The sequence below is a fragment of the Dyadobacter pollutisoli genome, assembly GCF_026625565.1.
GTDB lineage: Bacteria > Bacteroidota > Bacteroidia > Cytophagales > Spirosomataceae > Dyadobacter > Dyadobacter pollutisoli.
This window is the reverse complement of record NZ_CP112998.1, coordinates 2,397,054-2,414,791: the sequence shown is the minus strand read 5'-3', so window position 1 is coordinate 2,414,791 and position 17,738 is coordinate 2,397,054. Positions and strand designations below refer to the sequence as shown.

At 44.5% G+C, this 17,738-nt stretch carries 15 protein-coding genes and 1 tRNA gene; 11 read left to right on the top strand and 5 right to left on the bottom strand.

The window, feature by feature from the left end:
• Nucleotides 1-57: 57 nt before the first annotated feature.
• The 3 genes from ON006_RS09925 (at nt 58) to ON006_RS09915 (ending at nt 2,718) form a co-directional block, all read left to right on the top strand.
• Complete coding sequence (locus tag ON006_RS09925) at nt 58-660, top strand: acyl carrier protein phosphodiesterase (RefSeq protein ID WP_244824331.1); 603 nt, start codon at nt 58-60, stop codon at nt 658-660.
• A 69-nt stretch (nt 661-729) separates the two neighbouring features.
• Nucleotides 730-1,749, top strand: a complete 1,020-nt coding sequence (holA, locus tag ON006_RS09920) for a DNA polymerase III subunit delta (protein ID WP_244824330.1) — start codon at nt 730-732, stop codon at nt 1,747-1,749.
• Between the two features lie 57 nt (nt 1,750-1,806).
• Nucleotides 1,807-2,718 (top strand): DNA-3-methyladenine glycosylase family protein, encoded by a 912-nt coding sequence (locus tag ON006_RS09915; RefSeq protein WP_244824329.1) that lies wholly within the window; start codon nt 1,807-1,809, stop codon nt 2,716-2,718.
• Here the strand turns inward: ON006_RS09915 and ON006_RS09910 are convergent.
• From ON006_RS09910 to ON006_RS09895, 4 genes are all read right to left on the bottom strand, one after another.
• Nucleotides 2,702-2,971 (bottom strand): Ada metal-binding domain-containing protein, encoded by a 270-nt coding sequence (locus tag ON006_RS09910; protein ID WP_244824328.1) that lies wholly within the window; start codon nt 2,969-2,971, stop codon nt 2,702-2,704. The two genes, ON006_RS09915 and ON006_RS09910, sit on opposite strands and share 17 nt — an antisense overlap.
• Nucleotides 2,972-2,973: 2 nt before the next feature.
• Complete coding sequence (locus ON006_RS09905; RefSeq protein WP_244824327.1) at nt 2,974-3,675, bottom strand: 2OG-Fe(II) oxygenase; 702 nt, start codon at nt 3,673-3,675, stop codon at nt 2,974-2,976.
• Between the two features lie 105 nt (nt 3,676-3,780).
• The gene (locus ON006_RS09900; RefSeq protein ID WP_244824326.1) at nt 3,781-5,559 is read right to left on the bottom strand and encodes an ABC transporter ATP-binding protein; all 1,779 of its coding nucleotides are present in this window, start codon (nt 5,557-5,559) and stop codon (nt 3,781-3,783) included.
• Nucleotides 5,560-5,689: 130 nt separating this feature from the next.
• Nucleotides 5,690-5,763: transfer RNA gene (locus ON006_RS09895), tRNA-Met, on the bottom strand.
• A 200-nt stretch (nt 5,764-5,963) separates the two neighbouring features.
• Here ON006_RS09895 and ON006_RS09890 point away from each other — a divergent pair.
• The 6 genes from ON006_RS09890 to menD all read left to right on the top strand — a co-directional run bounded on the left by ON006_RS09890 (nt 5,964) and on the right by menD (nt 13,221).
• Nucleotides 5,964-6,356: an START-like domain-containing protein gene (locus tag ON006_RS09890; protein ID WP_244824325.1), complete on the top strand. Its 393-nt coding sequence runs from the start codon at nt 5,964-5,966 to the stop codon at nt 6,354-6,356.
• The gene (locus ON006_RS09885) at nt 6,356-7,849 is read left to right on the top strand and encodes an LptF/LptG family permease (protein WP_244824324.1); all 1,494 of its coding nucleotides are present in this window, start codon (nt 6,356-6,358) and stop codon (nt 7,847-7,849) included. Before ON006_RS09890 ends, ON006_RS09885 begins: the two co-directional genes overlap by 1 nt.
• A 104-nt stretch (nt 7,850-7,953) precedes the next feature.
• The gene (gene rpsO, locus ON006_RS09880; RefSeq protein WP_234604919.1) at nt 7,954-8,229 is read left to right on the top strand and encodes a 30S ribosomal protein S15; all 276 of its coding nucleotides are present in this window, start codon (nt 7,954-7,956) and stop codon (nt 8,227-8,229) included.
• Nucleotides 8,230-8,338: 109 nt separating this feature from the next.
• A complete protein-coding gene (locus ON006_RS09875) occupies nt 8,339-10,474 on the top strand; it encodes a polyribonucleotide nucleotidyltransferase (protein ID WP_244824323.1) in 2,136 nt (711 codons plus the stop codon).
• A gap of 68 nt (nt 10,475-10,542) precedes the next feature.
• On the top strand, nt 10,543-11,406 hold the full coding sequence (locus ON006_RS09870; RefSeq protein ID WP_015810559.1) for a sigma-70 family RNA polymerase sigma factor: 864 nt from the start codon (nt 10,543-10,545) through the stop codon (nt 11,404-11,406).
• A 96-nt stretch (nt 11,407-11,502) separates the two neighbouring features.
• A complete protein-coding gene (gene menD, locus ON006_RS09865; RefSeq protein WP_244824322.1) occupies nt 11,503-13,221 on the top strand; it encodes a 2-succinyl-5-enolpyruvyl-6-hydroxy-3-cyclohexene-1-carboxylic-acid synthase in 1,719 nt (572 codons plus the stop codon).
• Between the two features lies 1 nt (nt 13,222).
• Here the strand turns inward: menD and ON006_RS09860 are convergent, their stop codons facing one another.
• Nucleotides 13,223-14,257 (bottom strand): tetratricopeptide repeat protein, encoded by a 1,035-nt coding sequence (locus ON006_RS09860; RefSeq protein ID WP_244824321.1) that lies wholly within the window; start codon nt 14,255-14,257, stop codon nt 13,223-13,225.
• Between the two features lie 26 nt (nt 14,258-14,283).
• Between ON006_RS09860 and ON006_RS09855 the strand changes: the two genes are divergently transcribed.
• Both ON006_RS09855 and ON006_RS09850 read left to right on the top strand, forming a co-directional pair.
• Nucleotides 14,284-14,535 carry a hypothetical protein gene (locus tag ON006_RS09855; RefSeq protein ID WP_244824320.1) on the top strand — a complete coding sequence of 84 codons (252 nt, stop codon included), beginning with the start codon at nt 14,284-14,286 and terminating at the stop codon, nt 14,533-14,535.
• A gap of 159 nt (nt 14,536-14,694) precedes the next feature.
• Nucleotides 14,695-17,712 carry a tetratricopeptide repeat protein gene (locus tag ON006_RS09850; protein ID WP_244824319.1) on the top strand — a complete coding sequence of 1,006 codons (3,018 nt, stop codon included), beginning with the start codon at nt 14,695-14,697 and terminating at the stop codon, nt 17,710-17,712.
• The last annotated feature ends 26 nt before the right edge of the window (nt 17,713-17,738 follow it).

The following is a 17,738-nucleotide window of genomic DNA, read 5'->3' as shown; positions in this document are numbered from 1 at the left end:
GTTCCATCTGGATTGGCTGGAACAAACGTACGGCAAATTTGCCAAAATGTCATTTGTATGAATTTTTTAGCACACATTTTATTGTCTGGCAGCGACGAGGGGGTGATTATGGGAAATTATGTCGGCGATTTCATCAAAGGACGTTTAACCGAAGAAAAAACTGCTACCTGGAATAAGGATTACGTCACAGGACTCAAACTGCACCGCTTTATTGATTTCTTTACGGACACGCACCAGCAGGTCCACGAAGCCAAGGATATTGCGTCCAAAGCGCAGGGGAAGCTGGCGGGGATCGTGATGGACATTTACTTTGACTACTTTCTGGCCAGGAATTTCAATGACTATAATCCTGAACCATTGTTTGCATACGCGCATGGCATGTACGCATTGATCGAGCGGAACGAGCACCTGATACCTGAGGAAATGATCCCGATGGTACGGTCGATGGTCAGGCAGGACTGGCTCACGACTTACGCGACAATGGAGGGTATCGACATTACTTTTCAGCGGCTGTCCCGGCGTGCACCGTTTTTGGAACCTATCCGCAATGCAGTCAATGATTTGCGGGAAAATGAGGCGTTTTATTACGAGAAGTTTTTGCTTTTTTTTCCCGATCTCCAAAAGAACGCCGATCAGTTTATTCAAGAAAATGCGGCCTAAAATCGGTTAGAACTGGTAAATTTGAAACTGCATTAACCTCAAATTCTCCCGGCGCGCCGGAACTTTACAATGGCCCAGACACCGGACATCATTCTCAAAGAAATAAAAAGCAAAAAATACAAACCGCTTTATTTTCTGCACGGAGACGAACCTTACTACATTGATTCCATCGCTGAGGAGCTGGAAAAACGTGTGGTTTCGGAGGCAGAGAAGGGATTTAACCAGTTTGTGTTATATGGAAAAGACACGGACGTAGCAGGTGTGCTTAGCTACGCACGGCGGTTTCCATTTATGGCCGAACGGCAGCTGATTCTTGTAAAAGACGCCAACAAGCTGGGCGGTATTGAGCAAAAAGAACAGCAGGCGAGGCTGGAAGAGTATGCGTTGCATCCATTGAACAGTACCGTGCTGGTATTTTGTTTTCATGCCAATGCGGACGAGAGAAAGACGTTTATCAAGGCATTTAATACCAATGGCGTGGTCGTGCAGTCCAAGAAGATGTACGATAATAAATTACCCGACTGGGTTTCGTCATTTTGCCAGCAGGAAGGCGTGAAGGTAAGCCCGAAAGCGGTTCAAATGCTGGTAGACAATATCGGTAACGATCTGAAACGGCTTTCCAACGAGATCAGGAAGATCATGGTGAACCTTCGGGTAGATGAGGGGATCGACGCGGCGGCGATCGAGAAATTTGTGGGTATCAGCAAGGAGTATAATGTATTTGAATTTCAAAAGGCGCTGATGATCCGGGACGTGATGAAAGCAAACCAGATCGCGACGTACTTTTCAGCCAATTCAAAAGACAATCCATTGGCGCCGATCCTGATCATTCTGTTCGGGTTTTTCTCCAAATTATTGCTCACGCATGCCAGCAGGGACAAGACCGAAAAGGGTTTGTCGGCCGAGCTGGGTGTAAATCCTTATTTTGTAAAAGACTATTTACTGGCTGCGCGAAACTATCCGCTAGGTAAGGTCGTCAATATCATTCATTACCTGCGCGAATGCGACGGACGGATGAAGGGGCTGGATGGTGTCTCTACTTCGGAAGGGGAATTACTCAAAGAACTTGTTTTTAAAATCATTCACTAACCTCAATGCAGCAAGAATCAGGTTTTGGAGGGGTGGGATCACTGGTAATTTTGATGCATGAACACTGATCAACAGATCTTAGTACCGATACCGGCGCTTTTCAGCTTTCAGGAATGTCTATGGTTCCTAAACCGAAATTACGATGACTGCTTGCACGTCATCAGCGATAATACCATTTATAAAGCACTTGAAATCGACGGAGAAATAGTCCTGACGAGCATTCGGGAAAGTGGCCCATTTCTTGAAATAGCGGTTTTGAAGGGCAATGTATCGCCAGCAAGTAAGAACTACTTGGTTGCATATGTGACCGAATGGTTTGATATGCAGAGAAGTATTCAGCCATTTTATGATCTGCTGGCCCTGGATGGGCGACTGGCGTACATGGTCCATGATTTTAAAGGTCTGCGATTGATTGGTATTGATAACTTGTTTGAAGCAATTTGCTGGTGCATTATCGGGCAGCAGATCAACTTGTCATTTGCCTATAAGGTGAAACGCAGGCTGGTGGAGCGGTTTGGCGGTAAAATTGAACACGACGGGCAACATTACTTTGTCTTCCCGACGGCCGAAGTACTCGCGCAGGCCACAATGGATGAGCTTAAAGCCATGCAGTTTTCGGAGAAAAAGGCGGAGTACATCATTGGTATTGCCAAAGCATTTGCAAGTGGGGCGCTGAGCAAGTCAGCCATCGAAGCATTGCCAGATTTTACATCAAGAAAAAGGGCTTTGACGGACCACAAAGGAATCGGTGCCTGGACGGCCAATTACGCGCTGATGAAGTCGTTGAAGGAGCCGGAAGGCATTCCGCACGGCGACATTGGCTTGCTGAATGCGCTTTCCCATCATAATATTATTCAGGACAGAAGCGAAACGCTTAAAATAGAGGCACTTTTCAATGCATTCAAAGGCTGGGAGAGCTACCTCGTGTTTTATCTCTGGCGCAGTCTGGCGGTTAAGGACCTTTCGTGAGTTTTTTCCAATCCTGATATTCCTTTTTCATGCAATGTCCGCACGGTCGATAATCATTCGCTACGGCTTCTTGACCGGAAGAAAAGAAAACCCGGTTCTCCCGCTTCATTCGCTTGCCTGACCTGCATGCCAATGTACCGTATATTTTCAGGTTTTTATTTCCTCCAAATTTAATCAAACCATTGTCAATAAGCTGTTTGAGCTTACGGCTTGTTGCAAATGAAGGCTTGCCTAATTCCAAATGTTTGATCATGATCAACTCAATGCATCGTGAAAAATAATACCGAGGGTATATCTGTTCCCCTCGTGAACTTCACTCACCCCATGCTTCATATTAACCCGGTAGTAGCCTTTGGAGCCTTTTACCGGCCTGAAATTGGTAGTAAAAAGGAGGATATCGCCCTGTTGGGGTTTCAGTACAATGGCTTTGGACTGTGCACGGGGTGTTTGTTGTGTCATTACAAATTCTCCGCCGGTATAGTCACGGTCGGGTTGGTTCAAAAACAATACCATTTGGATCGGGAAAAACGCTTCGCCGTAAAGGTCCTGGTGCAAAGTATTGTGTCCGCCAGCGCCGTATTTGAGAATCAGTATGGTCGGTTTGGTTTGTCCCAGTTTATGACATTGGTCACGAAACTCATTGAACTCTGCCGGATACACTTTGGGAATGTTCAGTACCTGCATCCATTTGTTGGCCACAGGTGCCAGTTTAGGATAAAAGGTCTCTCTCAAATGCTGAATAATGCCGGGCAATGGATAGCTCAGGTATTTGTATTCACCCAGGCCGAAGCGGTAGCGCTCCATGACGATCGTTTTGCGGTAGAGCGGTTTGTTGTCATACTGGCTGATTAGCTCATTGCATTCATCGGGATCCAGTACATTGCTAATGAGCGCATAACCGGTACTATGCATGCTGTCGTGAATGAGCGGCCAGTTCAATTCCTGGGTGTCTTTCATAAAAATCGGGATAATCCTGTGCAAAAACCTTTTATTGTTTCTGACAAAATTATCCCGGGTAGTATGCCTACGAAACCTGAATCTTGCTAACCTTTAAATGCGCGATCAGGCAGACAGGATCTGCTCGCTTTTACGCTCACCGATTTGCTGCCGCCACATAGCGTAGTACAAGCCTTTTTCGTCCAAAAGGGCCGCGTGGCTGCCGGTTTCAACAATCTTACCTTTTTCCAGAACATAAATCCTGTCCGCATGCATGATCGTGGATAACCTGTGCGCGATCATGACCGTAATGTGCTGACGTTGATCAGTAATGTTGCGGATCGTATTGGAGATCTCTTCTTCGGTCAATGAGTCCAATGCGGACGTGGCTTCATCGAAAATGATCAGGTTTGGATTTCTTAGCAGTGCACGTGCAATGGACAGCCGCTGGCGTTCACCGCCAGACAGTTTCAAGCCGCCTTCGCCGATCACAGTATCAATGCCATTTTCGGCCCGCGAAAGCAGGTTGTAGCAAGCCGCTTTCATGAGCACATCATTGATCATTTCGTCGGTTGCAGTGGGGTTCACAAACAGCAGGTTTTCTTTGATAGTACCGGAGAAAAGCTGCGTATCCTGTGTTACAAAGCCTATTTTGTTCCTTATTTCGTCAAAATCAATGTTGTTGCCATTAAAATTATTGTAAAATACAGTCCCGGCGTTAGGGTGATATAGTCCTACGAGCAATTTCACCAATGTGGTCTTGCCTGATCCGGAAGGACCAACGAATGCAATGGTTTCTCCCCGCTGTACGTCGAACGAAATATCTTCCAGAGCAGGACGTGTGGCAGTTTGGTGCTGGAACTTCACATTATCGAACTGTAAAGCCTCGATTTCGCTGATGCTGTCAGGATTCGATGGTTTGTGCTCGACAGGTCTTGCCAGCAAGGTTTGCAGGTTGTTGAGCGAAGCTTCCGCTTCACGGTAGGAAAGGATTACATTACCCAATTCCTGTAATGGTCCAAAAATGAAGAATGAATAGAACTGCATCATCATCATCTGGCCAACTGTGATTTTGTCTCTAAACACAAAAAACAGCAGCGCGAACATGATGCATTGCTGTAAAAAGTTAACAAAAGTACCCTGAATGAAACTGATCGAGCGAATGCTTTTCACCTTGCGGAGTTCCAGTTTGAGGATTTTGAATGTGGTTGTGTTAAGCCTGGTGATTTCCTGCTGGGTAAGACCGAGACTTTTGACGAGCTCAATGTTCCTTAGAGATTCAGTTGTAGAACCTGCGAGCGCAGTGGTTTCTTTAACGATATTCTTCTGAATGGCTTTGATCTTGCGGCTGAGTATGCTGGTCAGGAATGCCAGTACTACCGATCCGACGAGGTAAATGAGCGGCAGCATAGGGCTTAACTTGTACGCCACGATTACAACGAACACGATGCCGACCAATGTTGCAAAAAGCACATTAACGAAGCTGGTAATGAATTTTTCGCAGTCGGCCCTTACTTTTTGCAGTACCGATAATGTTTCTCCACTGCGCTGGTCCTCGAAATCCTGGAAGGGGAGACGCAGTGCGTGCCGCAGCCCGTCGGTGTACAGGCTGGCACCAAATTTTTGAATTACGACGTTAACTACATAGTCCTGAAATGCTTTGGCGATGCGGGAGATCATGGCGGTGCCGATGATCATGAGCAAACCGAGGAGGATACCTTTGAAAAATTCATTTTCCATGCCGTTGGTCCTGAATTGCTCAGCCTTGTTGGCATATGGATCGATGAGGTAATTTCCGAGAATGTAGGGGTTTAGAAGTGAAAAGATCTGGTTGATAGCGGCCATGGCGAGGGCCAGCAAAATAAGCCCTTTATACCGGCTAAGATACTGGAGTAATAATTTCATACAGTTCTGAGGTGAATACGGTGGTGTAACCTAAAATGGTAAACCGAAAGTTTGGAAATTTAATTCTGCAAGCAGGCAAAAAGCAGGGACAATAAAAAAGACATCCGGTGGGGATGTCTGAATTGCAATGTAGCGGGGAGCAGGATCGAACTGCCGACCTTAGGGTTATGAATCCTACGCTCTAACCATCTGAGCTACCCCGCCGTCGTAATTGTGGTGCAAAAGTATGTTAAATAAAGTTATCACGCAATCAGTTTCTCGAATTTAATGTCAAATTTATGATTTATTAAAAAAAGCAAAATTAACTTTACAGGCATTTATTGTCGAATTATGCTATATTACAATTTTTAAATCAGGATGTAAGACAGGAACTGATAAGGTCACCCTTTTTAATTTTAGTACCTATGGAAAAATATAAGTTTATTACTGAATTCGAATTGCGTTCCTCTCCCAAAGTACTATTTCCATATATCTCTACACCCTCGGGTCTGGAACAATGGTTTGCCGAAAAAGTAACCGTATTGCCTGACCACCGTTTCGATTTTCAATGGGATGGCGACAGTCACATTGCCAAGCAAACCGGACTAAGAATTAACAAAGCAGTAAGATTTGACTTTGAAAATACGAGCGATGATAACCTCGATAACAACCATGTGGAACTAAAACTGGAAGTTAGCGAGTTAACCCAGACAACCTTTTTACGGGTGATCGACTACTCGGCCAATCGTGACCAGGATGAACTGAATTCGTTGTGGGATGGATTTATTGATAATTTAAGAGAAATAGTAGGTAGTTGATGAAAAAGCTGGATAAGCTTATTTTGATGTCCTTCTGGGGCCCGTTTATTATTACAATGTCGGTCGTGGTTTTCGTTTTTTTAATGAGGATCATGATCTTTTACATAGATGACTTCGTTTCGAAGGATCTGGGGATTATAGACTATGCCCAGCTTTTCTTCTTCTTTAGTCTGATTACCGTTCCTACTGCGCTTCCTCTTGCCATGTTGCTGTCCTCGCTGATGGCCTTCGGTAACCTCGGGGAATTTTTTGAACTCACAGCTATTAAGAGTGCAGGAATATCGGTCGTGAGAGCCATGGCGCCGCTTTTCATCGTTGCGGTAGGTATCAGCGTATTTTCATTTTTTTTCAATGACCGGGTTTCTCCGTGGGCTAACCTCAAAGGATACAGTCTGCTATATGATATCAAAACCACAAAAGCTACTTTGAAAATCAAGGAAGGGATCTTTTATAACGATTTACCCGGATATAGCATTAAGGTTGATAAGAAGCAGGAAAACGGCAAGTTGATCGGCATGGTGATCTACAAGCATAACAACCGTTCGTACGAACTGGGCAATACTGAAATTATCCTGGCAGACTCCGGTAGAATGTACTCTATTAATGAGAACCGTTATTTGGTCATCGAGCTTTACAATGGAACCCGGTATACGGACGAAAACGGCTCATCGAGTTCGCGTCCGGTGTACATTACGACGCCGGGAGGAGGCGCTTCACGATTTTCTAATTTCAGCCGGAATTCGTTCAGGCATTACCGGCTGACGGAAAGCCTTTCGTCTTTCGGAATGAAGCGTACTGACGAGGGGCAGTTCAAATACCATGAGTTTATGAAAAACATCACGGACCTGACCTCGACCGCTGATTCGCTTCGTAATTCGTACAATGAAACACAGAAGAACCTGGTAGCAGGTAGTCAGCAGTATTATTCCTACAACTACCGAGAGGGCACGGATAAGAACATTAAAAAAGGCAAGTGGATCGATTCTCTGCTGGCCAGGCCGGTTTCTGACAGTTTGAAGAAGGAAATCCTGCTGAATACTAAAAGTGCGTCAAACAGTATGCTCAGCTATACGAAATCGCAGACGGATTATTTGCAAACGAAGCTGAAAGATGCGACGAAGTATGAATTGGAAAAACACCATAAATATACCCAAGCATTGTCGTGCCTGATCATGTTCCTGATAGGTGCGCCATTGGGAGCGATTATTAAGAAAGGTGGCTTCGGGGTGCCGGTACTGGTCTCGATTTTGTTCTTTATCCTGCTGTATGTGTTAACCAATCAGGGCGACAAATGGGTGAAAGAAGGACTGCTTGCTGTGCCGGTAGGAGCCTGGATGGCCAATACCGTATTGTTTCTGGCGGGTGTGTATTTCATCGATCGGGCCAAAAGTGATTCAAGGCTTTTCGAGAAAGATGTATACCAAATGTGGATCAAAAGAATTAAAACAAGATGGGCAAGTAGATTTGGTAAAACCCAGCTTATGCAATCATAGTTAAATTATATTTTTATAATAGGGATAAAAATCTTAATTTTGCAACCTTATTTGCAGCAGGGTGCTGTAAAATACTTATAAATATTTAATCTGTTGTTACAATCATGTATTTAACCGCGGAAAAGAAGGCTGAAATCTTCGAATCGAAAGGGTTTAAGAAAGAAGGCGGAGACACTGGATCTGCTGAATCACAAATTGCTTTATTTACGTACCGTATCAACTATTTGAACGAGCACTTAAAAACGCACAAGAAAGACAATGACACAAGACTAGGCCTTCTTAAGATGGTAGGAAAGCGTAGAAGATTGTTGGATTATCTTTACAAAAAGGACATTAACCGCTACCGTGCGATTATTGCCGAATTGAACATACGTAAGTAATTTAAAATCAGGGAACTTCAATACTATGAAAGTTCCCTGATTTTTTGCGGAAATTAAAAATCAGAAATGTCAGGATGGCATTTCACAGCTACAAAAAATCAAACATTCTATGCTCTTTAATATAGTTACCAAGACTATAACCTTACCAGACGGAAGGGAAATCACCATTGAAACAGGAAAATTAGCAAAACAAGCCGATGGTTCGGTTGTGGTCAGAATGGGTAACACCATGTTGCTGGCTACGGTTGTCGCTAACAAGGATATTAAGGAAGGTCTTGATTTTTTACCGCTATCGGTTGACTATCAGGAAAAATTTGCATCTGCCGGCCGGATTCCGGGAAGCTTCCAACGTCGCGAAGGCCGACTGTCAGATCACGAAATATTGATCAGCCGTTTGGTGGACCGCGTTCTGCGCCCTTTGTTTCCGGACGATTACCACGCAGAAGTACAGGTAAACATTTTATTGATCTCTGCTGACGCGGATGCATTGCCTGACGCACTTGCAGCTTTGGCGGCATCAGCGGCACTTGCTGCGTCGGATATCCCTTTTGGAGGACCTGTATCAGAAGTGCGTATCGCGAAGATTGATGGCGCATATGTAGTAAATCCAAGTTCATCTGATCTGGAACGCGCTACACTTGAGCTAATGGTAGGAGCTACTTACAATGACATCGCGATGGTGGAAGGTGAGATGAGCGAGGTGTCGGAAGAAGAAGTGATCGAAGCACTGAAAATAGCTCACGCTGTTATTAAAGATCAATGTGTTGCTTTGAAAGAATTTGAAGCGGCTGTTGGTAAAACAGAGAAAAGGGAATATGATGGCGATCCTTCTGACGAAGAACTGGAAGCGCGCGTAAGATCGTTCGCCTACGATAAGATTTATAAGGTAACACAAGGAGGTTCTACCAACAAGCAGGTTAGAAAAGACGGTTTCAAAGCTGTTTGGGAAGAATTTACCGCAAGTATCAGTGAGGAAGAGGAAGTGAGCCTGGGATTGGCTAAGCGTTATTTCAATGATCTGGTTTGGGAAGCCTCACGACGTCTGGTTTTAGACGAACGGATTCGTCTTGACGGTCGCAAATTGGATGAAGTTCGTCCGATTGCTTCTGAAATTGACTTTTTGCCAAATGCACACGGTTCTGCTTTATTTACAAGAGGAGAAACCCAATCATTGACAACTGTAACCCTGGGTACCAAAAACGACGAGCAAATCGTGGATACACCGATGAAATATGGTTACAGCAAATTCATGCTGCATTACAATTTCCCCGGATTTTCGACAGGCGAAGTGAAGCCTAACCGCGGACCTGGCCGTCGTGAAGTAGGGCACGGTAACCTGGCATTGCGTGCTTTGAAAAAAGTATTGCCACAAGCGGAGGACAATCCATATACCATCCGTATTGTTTCCGACATTCTGGAATCGAACGGTTCTTCTTCTATGGCAACTGTTTGCGCAGGATCACTTGCATTGATGGATTCAGGATTAAAGATCAAAGCGCCGGTTTCGGGTATCGCTATGGGACTTATTTCTGACGAAGCAACAGGTAAATACGCAGTACTTTCTGACATTTTGGGAGACGAAGATCACCTGGGTGATATGGATTTCAAAGTGACAGGTACTGAAAACGGTATCACAGCTTGCCAAATGGATATGAAGGTAAATGGTCTTTCATTCGAAGTATTGACGGAAGCGTTAATGCAAGCGAAAGCAGGCCGTCTTCACATTTTGGGTGAGATGAACAAAACAATGACCGAAAGCCGTGCGGATCTGAAACCACATACGCCTCGTGCCGTTGTGATCAAGATCGATCGTGAGATGATCGGTGCAGTAATCGGGCCTGGTGGTAAAGTAGTTCAGGACATTCAAAAAGAATCAGGAGCGACTGTTTCTATCGAGGAAAAAGATGGTGCTGGTTTCGTAAGTATATTCTCGGCTGATAAGACTTCAATGGATAAAGCCGTAGCACGTATTAAAGGCATCATTCTGGTTCCTGAAATCGGCGAAATATATAGTGGTAAAGTAAAATCTATCATGCCTTTTGGAGCGTTCGTTGAATTCCTTCCAGGAAAAGACGGATTGCTGCACATCTCCGAAATCAAATGGGAACGTCTGGAGAAAATGGACGGTGTTCTTGAAGTTGGAGAAGAGGTTCAGGTTAAATTAGTAGAGATCGACAAGAAAACAGGTAAGTATCGCCTGTCCCGGAAGGTGTTGCTGCCAAAGCCAGAGAACAAAAATGATTAAAATAGTGTTTTTGATTTACAAGGACAGTATTTAACGTCGTTATATATACATATTAATATAAGATTTAGATGAGACAGCTAAAGATCAGTAAGCAAATTACCAACCGGGAAAGTCAGTCGTTAGATAAATATTTGCAGGAAATCGGTAAGGTGGATTTGCTAACGCCGGATGAGGAAGTGACGTTAGCTCAAAAAATCAGGGATGGTGATCAGCTTGCTTTAGAAAGGTTGACCAAAGCAAACCTCAGGTTTGTTGTCTCCGTTGCAAAACAATATCAAAACCAAGGCTTATCGCTGGGTGACTTAATCAACGAGGGAAACCTTGGTTTGATTAAGGCAGCACAGCGTTTCGATGAAACAAGAGGTTTTAAATTCATTTCCTACGCTGTTTGGTGGATACGCCAGTCTATTCTTCAGGCGCTTGCAGAACAGTCGAGGATTGTACGTTTACCATTGAACCGTGTAGGTTCCCTGAATAAAATTTCTAAAACTTTCTCAGAACTGGAACAGCGTTTCGAGCGTGAGCCATCACCTGAGGAATTGGCAGAAGTACTTGAAATTTCATCGTCGGAAGTAGTCGATACCATGAAAATTTCGGGACGTCACGTATCAATGGATGCTCCTTTTGTCCAGGGTGAAGAAAACAGCTTGCTGGACGTACTTGAAAATGATCTGGAAGATAAGCCGGATTCAGGGTTGGTAAATGAGTCGCTTCGTAAAGAGGTTCAGAGGGCACTTTGCACTTTGACACAACGTGAAGCTGATGTAATCGCTTTGTATTTCGGCCTGAATGGAGAGCATGCGATGACTTTGGAAGAGATAGGTGAGAAGTTCAACCTAACCCGCGAGCGTGTGCGTCAGATCAAAGAAAAGGCGATCAGAAGGTTACGTCATGTTTCCAGAAGCAAAGCTTTGAAAACTTACCTTGGTTAATTTCACGTGAGCCAGCTTACGTTGATATTGAAAAGTTTATTTGAGATAAAAGAATTCGTTAAATAGCCTCGTGAGAGGCTATTTTCATTTCCGATTATGGCTATTTTACAACCCCTCATTGATCTTGCCGCCATCTGCTTTGAAAAGGGAATCAGGCACGTAGTGATATCGCCCGGCTCCCGGAGCGCAGCATTGACCCTGGCTTTTGTACGTCACGGAGGCTTCCGTATCCATACGTGTATGGATGAGCGTCCGGCTGGCTTCATTGGAATGGGAATAGCCCAGCAAACAGGCGTTCCTGTTGTATTAGTTTGTACGTCGGGCAGTGCGGCTTACAATTTTGCTCCGGCTGTCTCTGAGGCTTTTTTTCAGCAGATACCACTGATCGTTTTGACAGCGGACAGGCCCAAGGAGTGGCAGCACCAGTACGACGGACAGACGATCTACCAATCAGAGATTTATGGTAAGCATGTAAAGCGGTCATTTGAGATATCACCGGACTATGCTCACTCGGATGTGCAGTGGGCCATTAACCGCATCACCAATGAGGCTGTGAATGTAGCTGGTACGGCTCCTCTGGGGCCTGTGCATATCAATGTACCCATTCGCGAGCCATTTTATCCCAAAGAAAGCGATGAGCTTCTGCGTTCCGACAGTATTAGAATTATTCAGCGGCAGCGTTCAGAGGCAGGCCTTTCTACGGAGACCTGGCACGAACTGCTGGATGAATGGGATGATTCAAGCAGAATTCTCATAGCCGGCGGGCAGCAGAGAAGCAGTGAAGAGCTTAACCAGGTCCTTGCCCGGATTACCGAGGAATGGGATATTCCGGTAGTTGGGGATTGCATCACCAATCTGGGCGCCAATGATCAGTTTGTTCGTCACCATGACTTGTTTTTAGGTGGGGAAAATAGCGCAGAATTACGGCCGGATCTGCTGGTAACCTTTGGACTTTCATTTATTTCGAAGGAGTTAAAACAATTTTTAAGAAGAAATCCGCCGTTAAGGCATTGGCATATTAGCGAAGATATTTTCCTGGCGGATCCAACACAGTCGATGACGCGGCAAATACCCGTGTCTGCAACTTATTTCTTTAAAAACCTGTACGAGAAAATTGATTATCAGCTATTTACTCAGAATTCAGAGCCTGAAAATGATTCGTCATATTTGACGATTTGGCGTCAAAAGGAGGTGCTATCGAGAAATTTGAAGCGAAACTACCTACAAAATCTAACATCGTTAAATGATTTAACTTCAATAGATGTGTTTTTTAAGGTGTTAAATGCGCAGATTCAGTTACATATTGCCAATAGCATGTCTATCCGATACGTGAATGTGCTGGGGGCTGATATCGGTAATGCAAAGATATTTTCTAACCGTGGTACAAGTGGAATTGATGGTTGCGTCAGTACCGCGATCGGGGCAGCAATGGTGAATGATCAGCCGACATTTTTGATCGTCGGGGACGTAGCATTTTTATATGACCGAAATGGATTGCTGATTAAGGAACTTCCGCAGAACCTTAAAATCATTGTCATTAATAATTCGGGAGGAAATATATTCCGGATGATTGATGGGCCGACAGGTTTGTCGGAGCTTGAAAATTATTTTGAAACCAGGCATTCATTTACCGCGAAACGCACTTGCGAAGATTCGGGAATCCAATATTTCAGTGTGAATGAATTTGAGGCGTTGGAAAAAGTTGTAGCTGAGTTTACACGCAGCCAGGGATTGGGTTTGCTGGAAGTTTTCACAGACCCCTACGAAAATGAAAGAGTCTGGAAAGAGCTGAAAAGACTGGGCCGGGAGAGCTAGTTTATCGGCAGTTTTTTGCCAATTCTGCAATCGATATGGAGTCTTTGAGCATTACTCCCTGCTTCCATATTTTGCATGCCTCAGCTTTATTATTTTGGCTAAAATAGGCACGGCCGGCCAAGCCATATAGCCACTCCACAGGCTCAGCAATGTCGATCGCTTTCAGATATTCGGTTAACGCTTTATCCAGCTGGCCATTCTGCTGGTAATAAATGCCCAGGTTACGTAATGCATAACCGTTGGCAGGCAGCTTTTCAAGGGACCTTTCGATCAGCTCTTTTGCCTTGCTACCTTCTCCGGTTTGTAAGAGCACATATCCTTTATTGTTCAACACATAGGGGTCAGCGGGATTGGAATTGAGAACAAGGTCAAAATAGGAGAGGGCCTCACCCCACTTTTTTTCCCGGCTAGCAATCAGGCCAAGGTTATTAAGTGCCTGCGGTTGATCGGGGCGCAGCGTAACAGCTGCTTGAAAATCTGCTTTTGCGGCCGGGTAGGAGCCGAGACGGTAGTACACGGCACCCCGATTGACCAGTGCTTCCACATTTTTTGGCGATAGTTGTAAAGAATGGTCGTACTCCTGAATTGCGAGTGAGGCATTACCCTCTGCCTCCATAATGTTCCCTTTGATCAGATAAAATCGGGTAGAGTCTTTATATTCCTTCTCAATCAACTGAAGATCCTGTTTTGCTTCACGTAAACGGCCTAAATCCAGCCCTGCTTCTGACCTCACGAGATTTGCCTGTACGAGAGAGGGGTCAATCGTGATTGCTTCTGTTAAAACCTCGTAGGCTTCCTGGGTACGGTTTAATTTCAATAAAGTTATACCCTTATTGAGATAGGCGTCCGAAAAATCTGCATTTTTGGCAATTGCTTCATCATACAAGCGCAATGCTTCGGCATAGTTCTTTTGACTCAGGGCTTGGTTGCCTTTCAGAAAAAAGTCAGCGGAATCTTTCTTATCCTGACCAGAACATCCGACAATAATTAGTACTAAAAATATTGGTATATATAAGTACTTGAAAATGAATAACATGAATTTAGTATTATTAATAAAACAGAATGAGATACATTAAGGATATTCCTCATGTTCAATTTAAGATTGGTCTTTACCAATGGAACAGTAAATACATCATTAAAGTGGAATCGGGTATGTATGAGCAAACTTACAAAATCGACGATTACGAAGTGGAAACTATTGAGGAAATAGAGCGCTGTATGGACGATGATTTTATGTCGTCGGTCCAGTCCAAGTTCGAAGCCATGCATGATGATTTTTACAACACACTGAAAAGGAATAATGTCCTTTTCTAGCTTTTAAATGCACATTGGCATGACCAACGTATACGGTTTTACTCCGCGATTCGTTAGATAGCAAACAATTTTGAGCGGTAAGTGTGCACCCAAATACTCTTTAAATAGGATATGGTTAACCACAATAATTTAATTCAAAAATCCACCAACTCAGTTTCTATGGTTTTTAAACACGGCGCCTCCACTTTTGGAATGCTCTTATATGTTGGCGCGTCTTCAGTTCTGGCCCAGAATACACTCAGTATGACAGAACCGGAAGCCCATTTTCGTAATGGCCTTGAATATTACGAAAAATCCAATTACGTAGCTGCAAGACAAGAATTCGGGGAATTCCTCAACACTCAGGATAAATTACTTAGTACCAGCGATTATAATAAAGTTACGGCTGAGTATTACGTGGCGGTTACCGGCCTTTATCTCAACTATCCGGAGGCTGAAGTGCAGGTGGACAGGTTTGTTAAAAACCATGCTGAACACCCCAAGGCGCAGCAAATCTATGGTGACCTTGGCAGGTATTACTATGAGGGCGGCAATTACGAAAAGGCTATCACTTACCTGGAAAAGGCGGTTCAATTGTCCGGCTCAGGCGGTAAAAAGATGGAAAGCACTTATCAGCTGGCTATGTCCTACTACAACACCAAACAGCCCGATCTCGCACTACCGTTGTTTAATCAGGTGAAAACGGACGCTTCCTTCGCTAATGCTGCGGATGCTTCTTTTTATGCCGGTGTGATCAACTATCAGCAAAACAACTTTGAAGGGGCTTACCAGGATTTCCAACGAATCGAGACGCATCCTTATTATAAGAACGAAGCACCAAACTGGATCATATCGTCGCTGTATCAACTTAAAAAGTATGATGAGCTGCTGCAATATGGTGAGAAGCTTCTGACACAACAAAGAGGAAATACTAAACTGGATGACGTTGCATTGTATGTAGCGGAAGTGTACTACGAAAAAGGAGACTATCCGGCAGCAGTGAAGGCATATGAACGATATAAGCGAATGAAACCGGGTGTTGTGCCTCCTACTGTCGCTTTGCACTACGGCCATGCACAGTTCCGGAGCAGTAACTTTGAAGGCGCTATTACCACATTGAAACCCGTAGGGCCTGGCAAAGATTCTGTTTCGCAGTACGCATCTTACTTATTGGGAATCAGTTACTTAAAGACTAATAATTTAAGCTATGCTTTAACGTCATTTGCGAATGCAGCAAAGCTGGACTATAATGCAGTTGTGAAGGAAGAAGCGGCCTACAACCACGCAAAAGTGCAGCTGGAGTCGGGAAACAATAATGACGCTGTGAAAGAGTTTAACGACTTCATGAGTAAGTATCCTCAGAGCAAGCATACCGAAGAAGCTACCGAATTAGTAGCCGAAGGGTATGCAAATGCAAGCAACAGCGCAGCGGCTATTAAGTATATTGAAGGCCTTTCTAAACGGAATGCTAAAATAAATGGCACGTATCAGAGGCTTACCTACAACCAGGGTGTGCTCGATTTTAATCGGGAGAAATTTGAAGCAGCCATTGGCATGTTTGACAAGGCGCTGAAATTCCCGATCGATGAGCAGATCAACCAGTCGGCTGCTTATTACAAGGCGGAAGCTATCTACGGACTGAAGCGCGTAGACGAAGCAGCTGCATTGTACAATCAGATCTCGAAAAATCCGAGAGCAGGGATCTATGCGCGCAAGAGCCTTTATGCTTTGGGATACATTTACTATAACCAAAAGAAATACGGACAGGCGCTGACTTACTTCAAGGAGTTTACGAACAACATTGAAGGCATGGATGCCCAGATGATCGAGGATGCGTACTCGCGGCTTGCTGACTGTTACCTGGCTGCCAAGAATTACAACGAGGCGATCAGGACTTATGAGCAGGTGTCGGCGAAAGGAAAGGTGGATAAGGATTATGCATTGTTCCAAAAAGCCCGCGCGTATGTATATATGAACCGCGAGCCTGAGGCGCGCAGGCAGTTTGAGCAACTGATCAGTCAGTATCCCTCTTCAAGGTACCTGGATGATGCTTATTTCCAATTGGCGGACATTGATTTCCAAAACCAGAGCTACTCGGCGGCGGTGAAAGGATTTACGAGAATGATCAACGAAAAGCCCAAGAGCCAGATCATTCCTGCAGCACTGCTACGCCGCGCACAGTCGTATTACAACTTGCAGGTATACGAGCAGGCGATTGTCGATTTCCGCAAGATTTTGACAGAGTACTCTGATTCGCCCTCTGCCAGTAGCGCACTGGAGGGGATACAGGAAAGCTACACTGCGGTAGGCCGTCCCGAGGAATTCACCCAGGTACTTGGCGTTGTGCGCAAGAACAATCCAGGTAATGAGAAACTGGAAGAAGTGGAGTTCGATAACGTACGGAACCTTTACTATGCTGAAAAGTATGAGAATGCGATCAACTCTTTGCAGGAATTCATCAAGAGCTATCCGGCGAGCAAGCACCAGTACGACGCTAATTATTTCATCGCTTCGTCCTTTGATAAGACAGGGAATGTGAATGAAGCGCTGCAATATTTCAGTAAAGTGGTTCAGCAAAACAGATCGACATTTGTACCGGCAGCGGCTCAGAGATCAGCAGAATTGGAAATTGGAAGGGGTAATTATAACAGTGCCGTAACGAATTTCAGGGTGTTGCTCAGAAACGCAGAAAGCAAAAAGGAGCAGACGCAGGCGTGGATTGGCCTTATGGATACTTATTATACATTGAAAAGCTACGATTCTACTTTGTATTATGCGAAGGAAGTGATCAATGTTGGCAATGTGATTCCGGGCGGATTGGGCAAGGCGCAGCTCTATCTGGGTAAAGTACCTTTCGAACGGGGCGATCTGAATAAAGCTGCGGACGAGTTCAAAAAGGTAGCGGCAACCTCGAAAGATGAGTATGGTGCGGAAGCAAGTTACTGGTCGGCCATGGTCCTTTATAAAAACAAAAAATATAAGGAAGCAGAAACGGCTATTATCGACATGGGTAAATCGTTTGAAGGCTATGATTACTGGCGCGTACGCTCCTTTATCCTTTTGGCTGATGTGTACGTTGGCATGAATGAGATTGGCCAGGCTAAGGCTACGTTGAGCTCTATCATCGACAATTCGGATGACAAAGAGGCCGTTGAACTGGCTAAGGAAAAATTGACCCAGATCGAAAAACTGAAATGATTAACACCTGTTCAGGTAAACAGAAA

What these genes read in the sequence shown, in the direction of transcription:
- ON006_RS09885 (WP_244824324.1), top strand. Translation starts at nt 6,356, where the DNA reads ATGAAAAAGCTGGATAAGCTTATTTTGATGTCCTTCTGGGGCCCGTTT.
- holA (WP_244824330.1), top strand. Translation starts at nt 730, where the DNA reads ATGGCCCAGACACCGGACATCATTCTCAAAGAAATAAAAAGCAAAAAA.
- ON006_RS09850 (WP_244824319.1), top strand. Translation starts at nt 14,695, where the DNA reads ATGGTTTTTAAACACGGCGCCTCCACTTTTGGAATGCTCTTATATGTT.
- menD (WP_244824322.1), top strand. Translation starts at nt 11,503, where the DNA reads ATGGCTATTTTACAACCCCTCATTGATCTTGCCGCCATCTGCTTTGAA.
- ON006_RS09890 (WP_244824325.1), top strand. Translation starts at nt 5,964, where the DNA reads ATGGAAAAATATAAGTTTATTACTGAATTCGAATTGCGTTCCTCTCCC.
- ON006_RS09855 (WP_244824320.1), top strand. Translation starts at nt 14,284, where the DNA reads ATGAGATACATTAAGGATATTCCTCATGTTCAATTTAAGATTGGTCTT.
- ON006_RS09905 (WP_244824327.1), bottom strand. Translation starts at nt 3,675, where the DNA reads ATGAAAGACACCCAGGAATTGAACTGGCCGCTCATTCACGACAGCATG.
- rpsO (WP_234604919.1), top strand. Translation starts at nt 7,954, where the DNA reads ATGTATTTAACCGCGGAAAAGAAGGCTGAAATCTTCGAATCGAAAGGG.
- ON006_RS09860 (WP_244824321.1), bottom strand. Translation starts at nt 14,257, where the DNA reads ATGTTATTCATTTTCAAGTACTTATATATACCAATATTTTTAGTACTA.
- ON006_RS09915 (WP_244824329.1), top strand. Translation starts at nt 1,807, where the DNA reads ATGAACACTGATCAACAGATCTTAGTACCGATACCGGCGCTTTTCAGC.
- ON006_RS09925 (WP_244824331.1), top strand. Translation starts at nt 58, where the DNA reads ATGAATTTTTTAGCACACATTTTATTGTCTGGCAGCGACGAGGGGGTG.
- ON006_RS09870 (WP_015810559.1), top strand. Translation starts at nt 10,543, where the DNA reads ATGAGACAGCTAAAGATCAGTAAGCAAATTACCAACCGGGAAAGTCAG.
- ON006_RS09875 (WP_244824323.1), top strand. Translation starts at nt 8,339, where the DNA reads ATGCTCTTTAATATAGTTACCAAGACTATAACCTTACCAGACGGAAGG.
- ON006_RS09900 (WP_244824326.1), bottom strand. Translation starts at nt 5,559, where the DNA reads ATGAAATTATTACTCCAGTATCTTAGCCGGTATAAAGGGCTTATTTTG.
- ON006_RS09910 (WP_244824328.1), bottom strand. Translation starts at nt 2,971, where the DNA reads ATGATCAAACATTTGGAATTAGGCAAGCCTTCATTTGCAACAAGCCGT.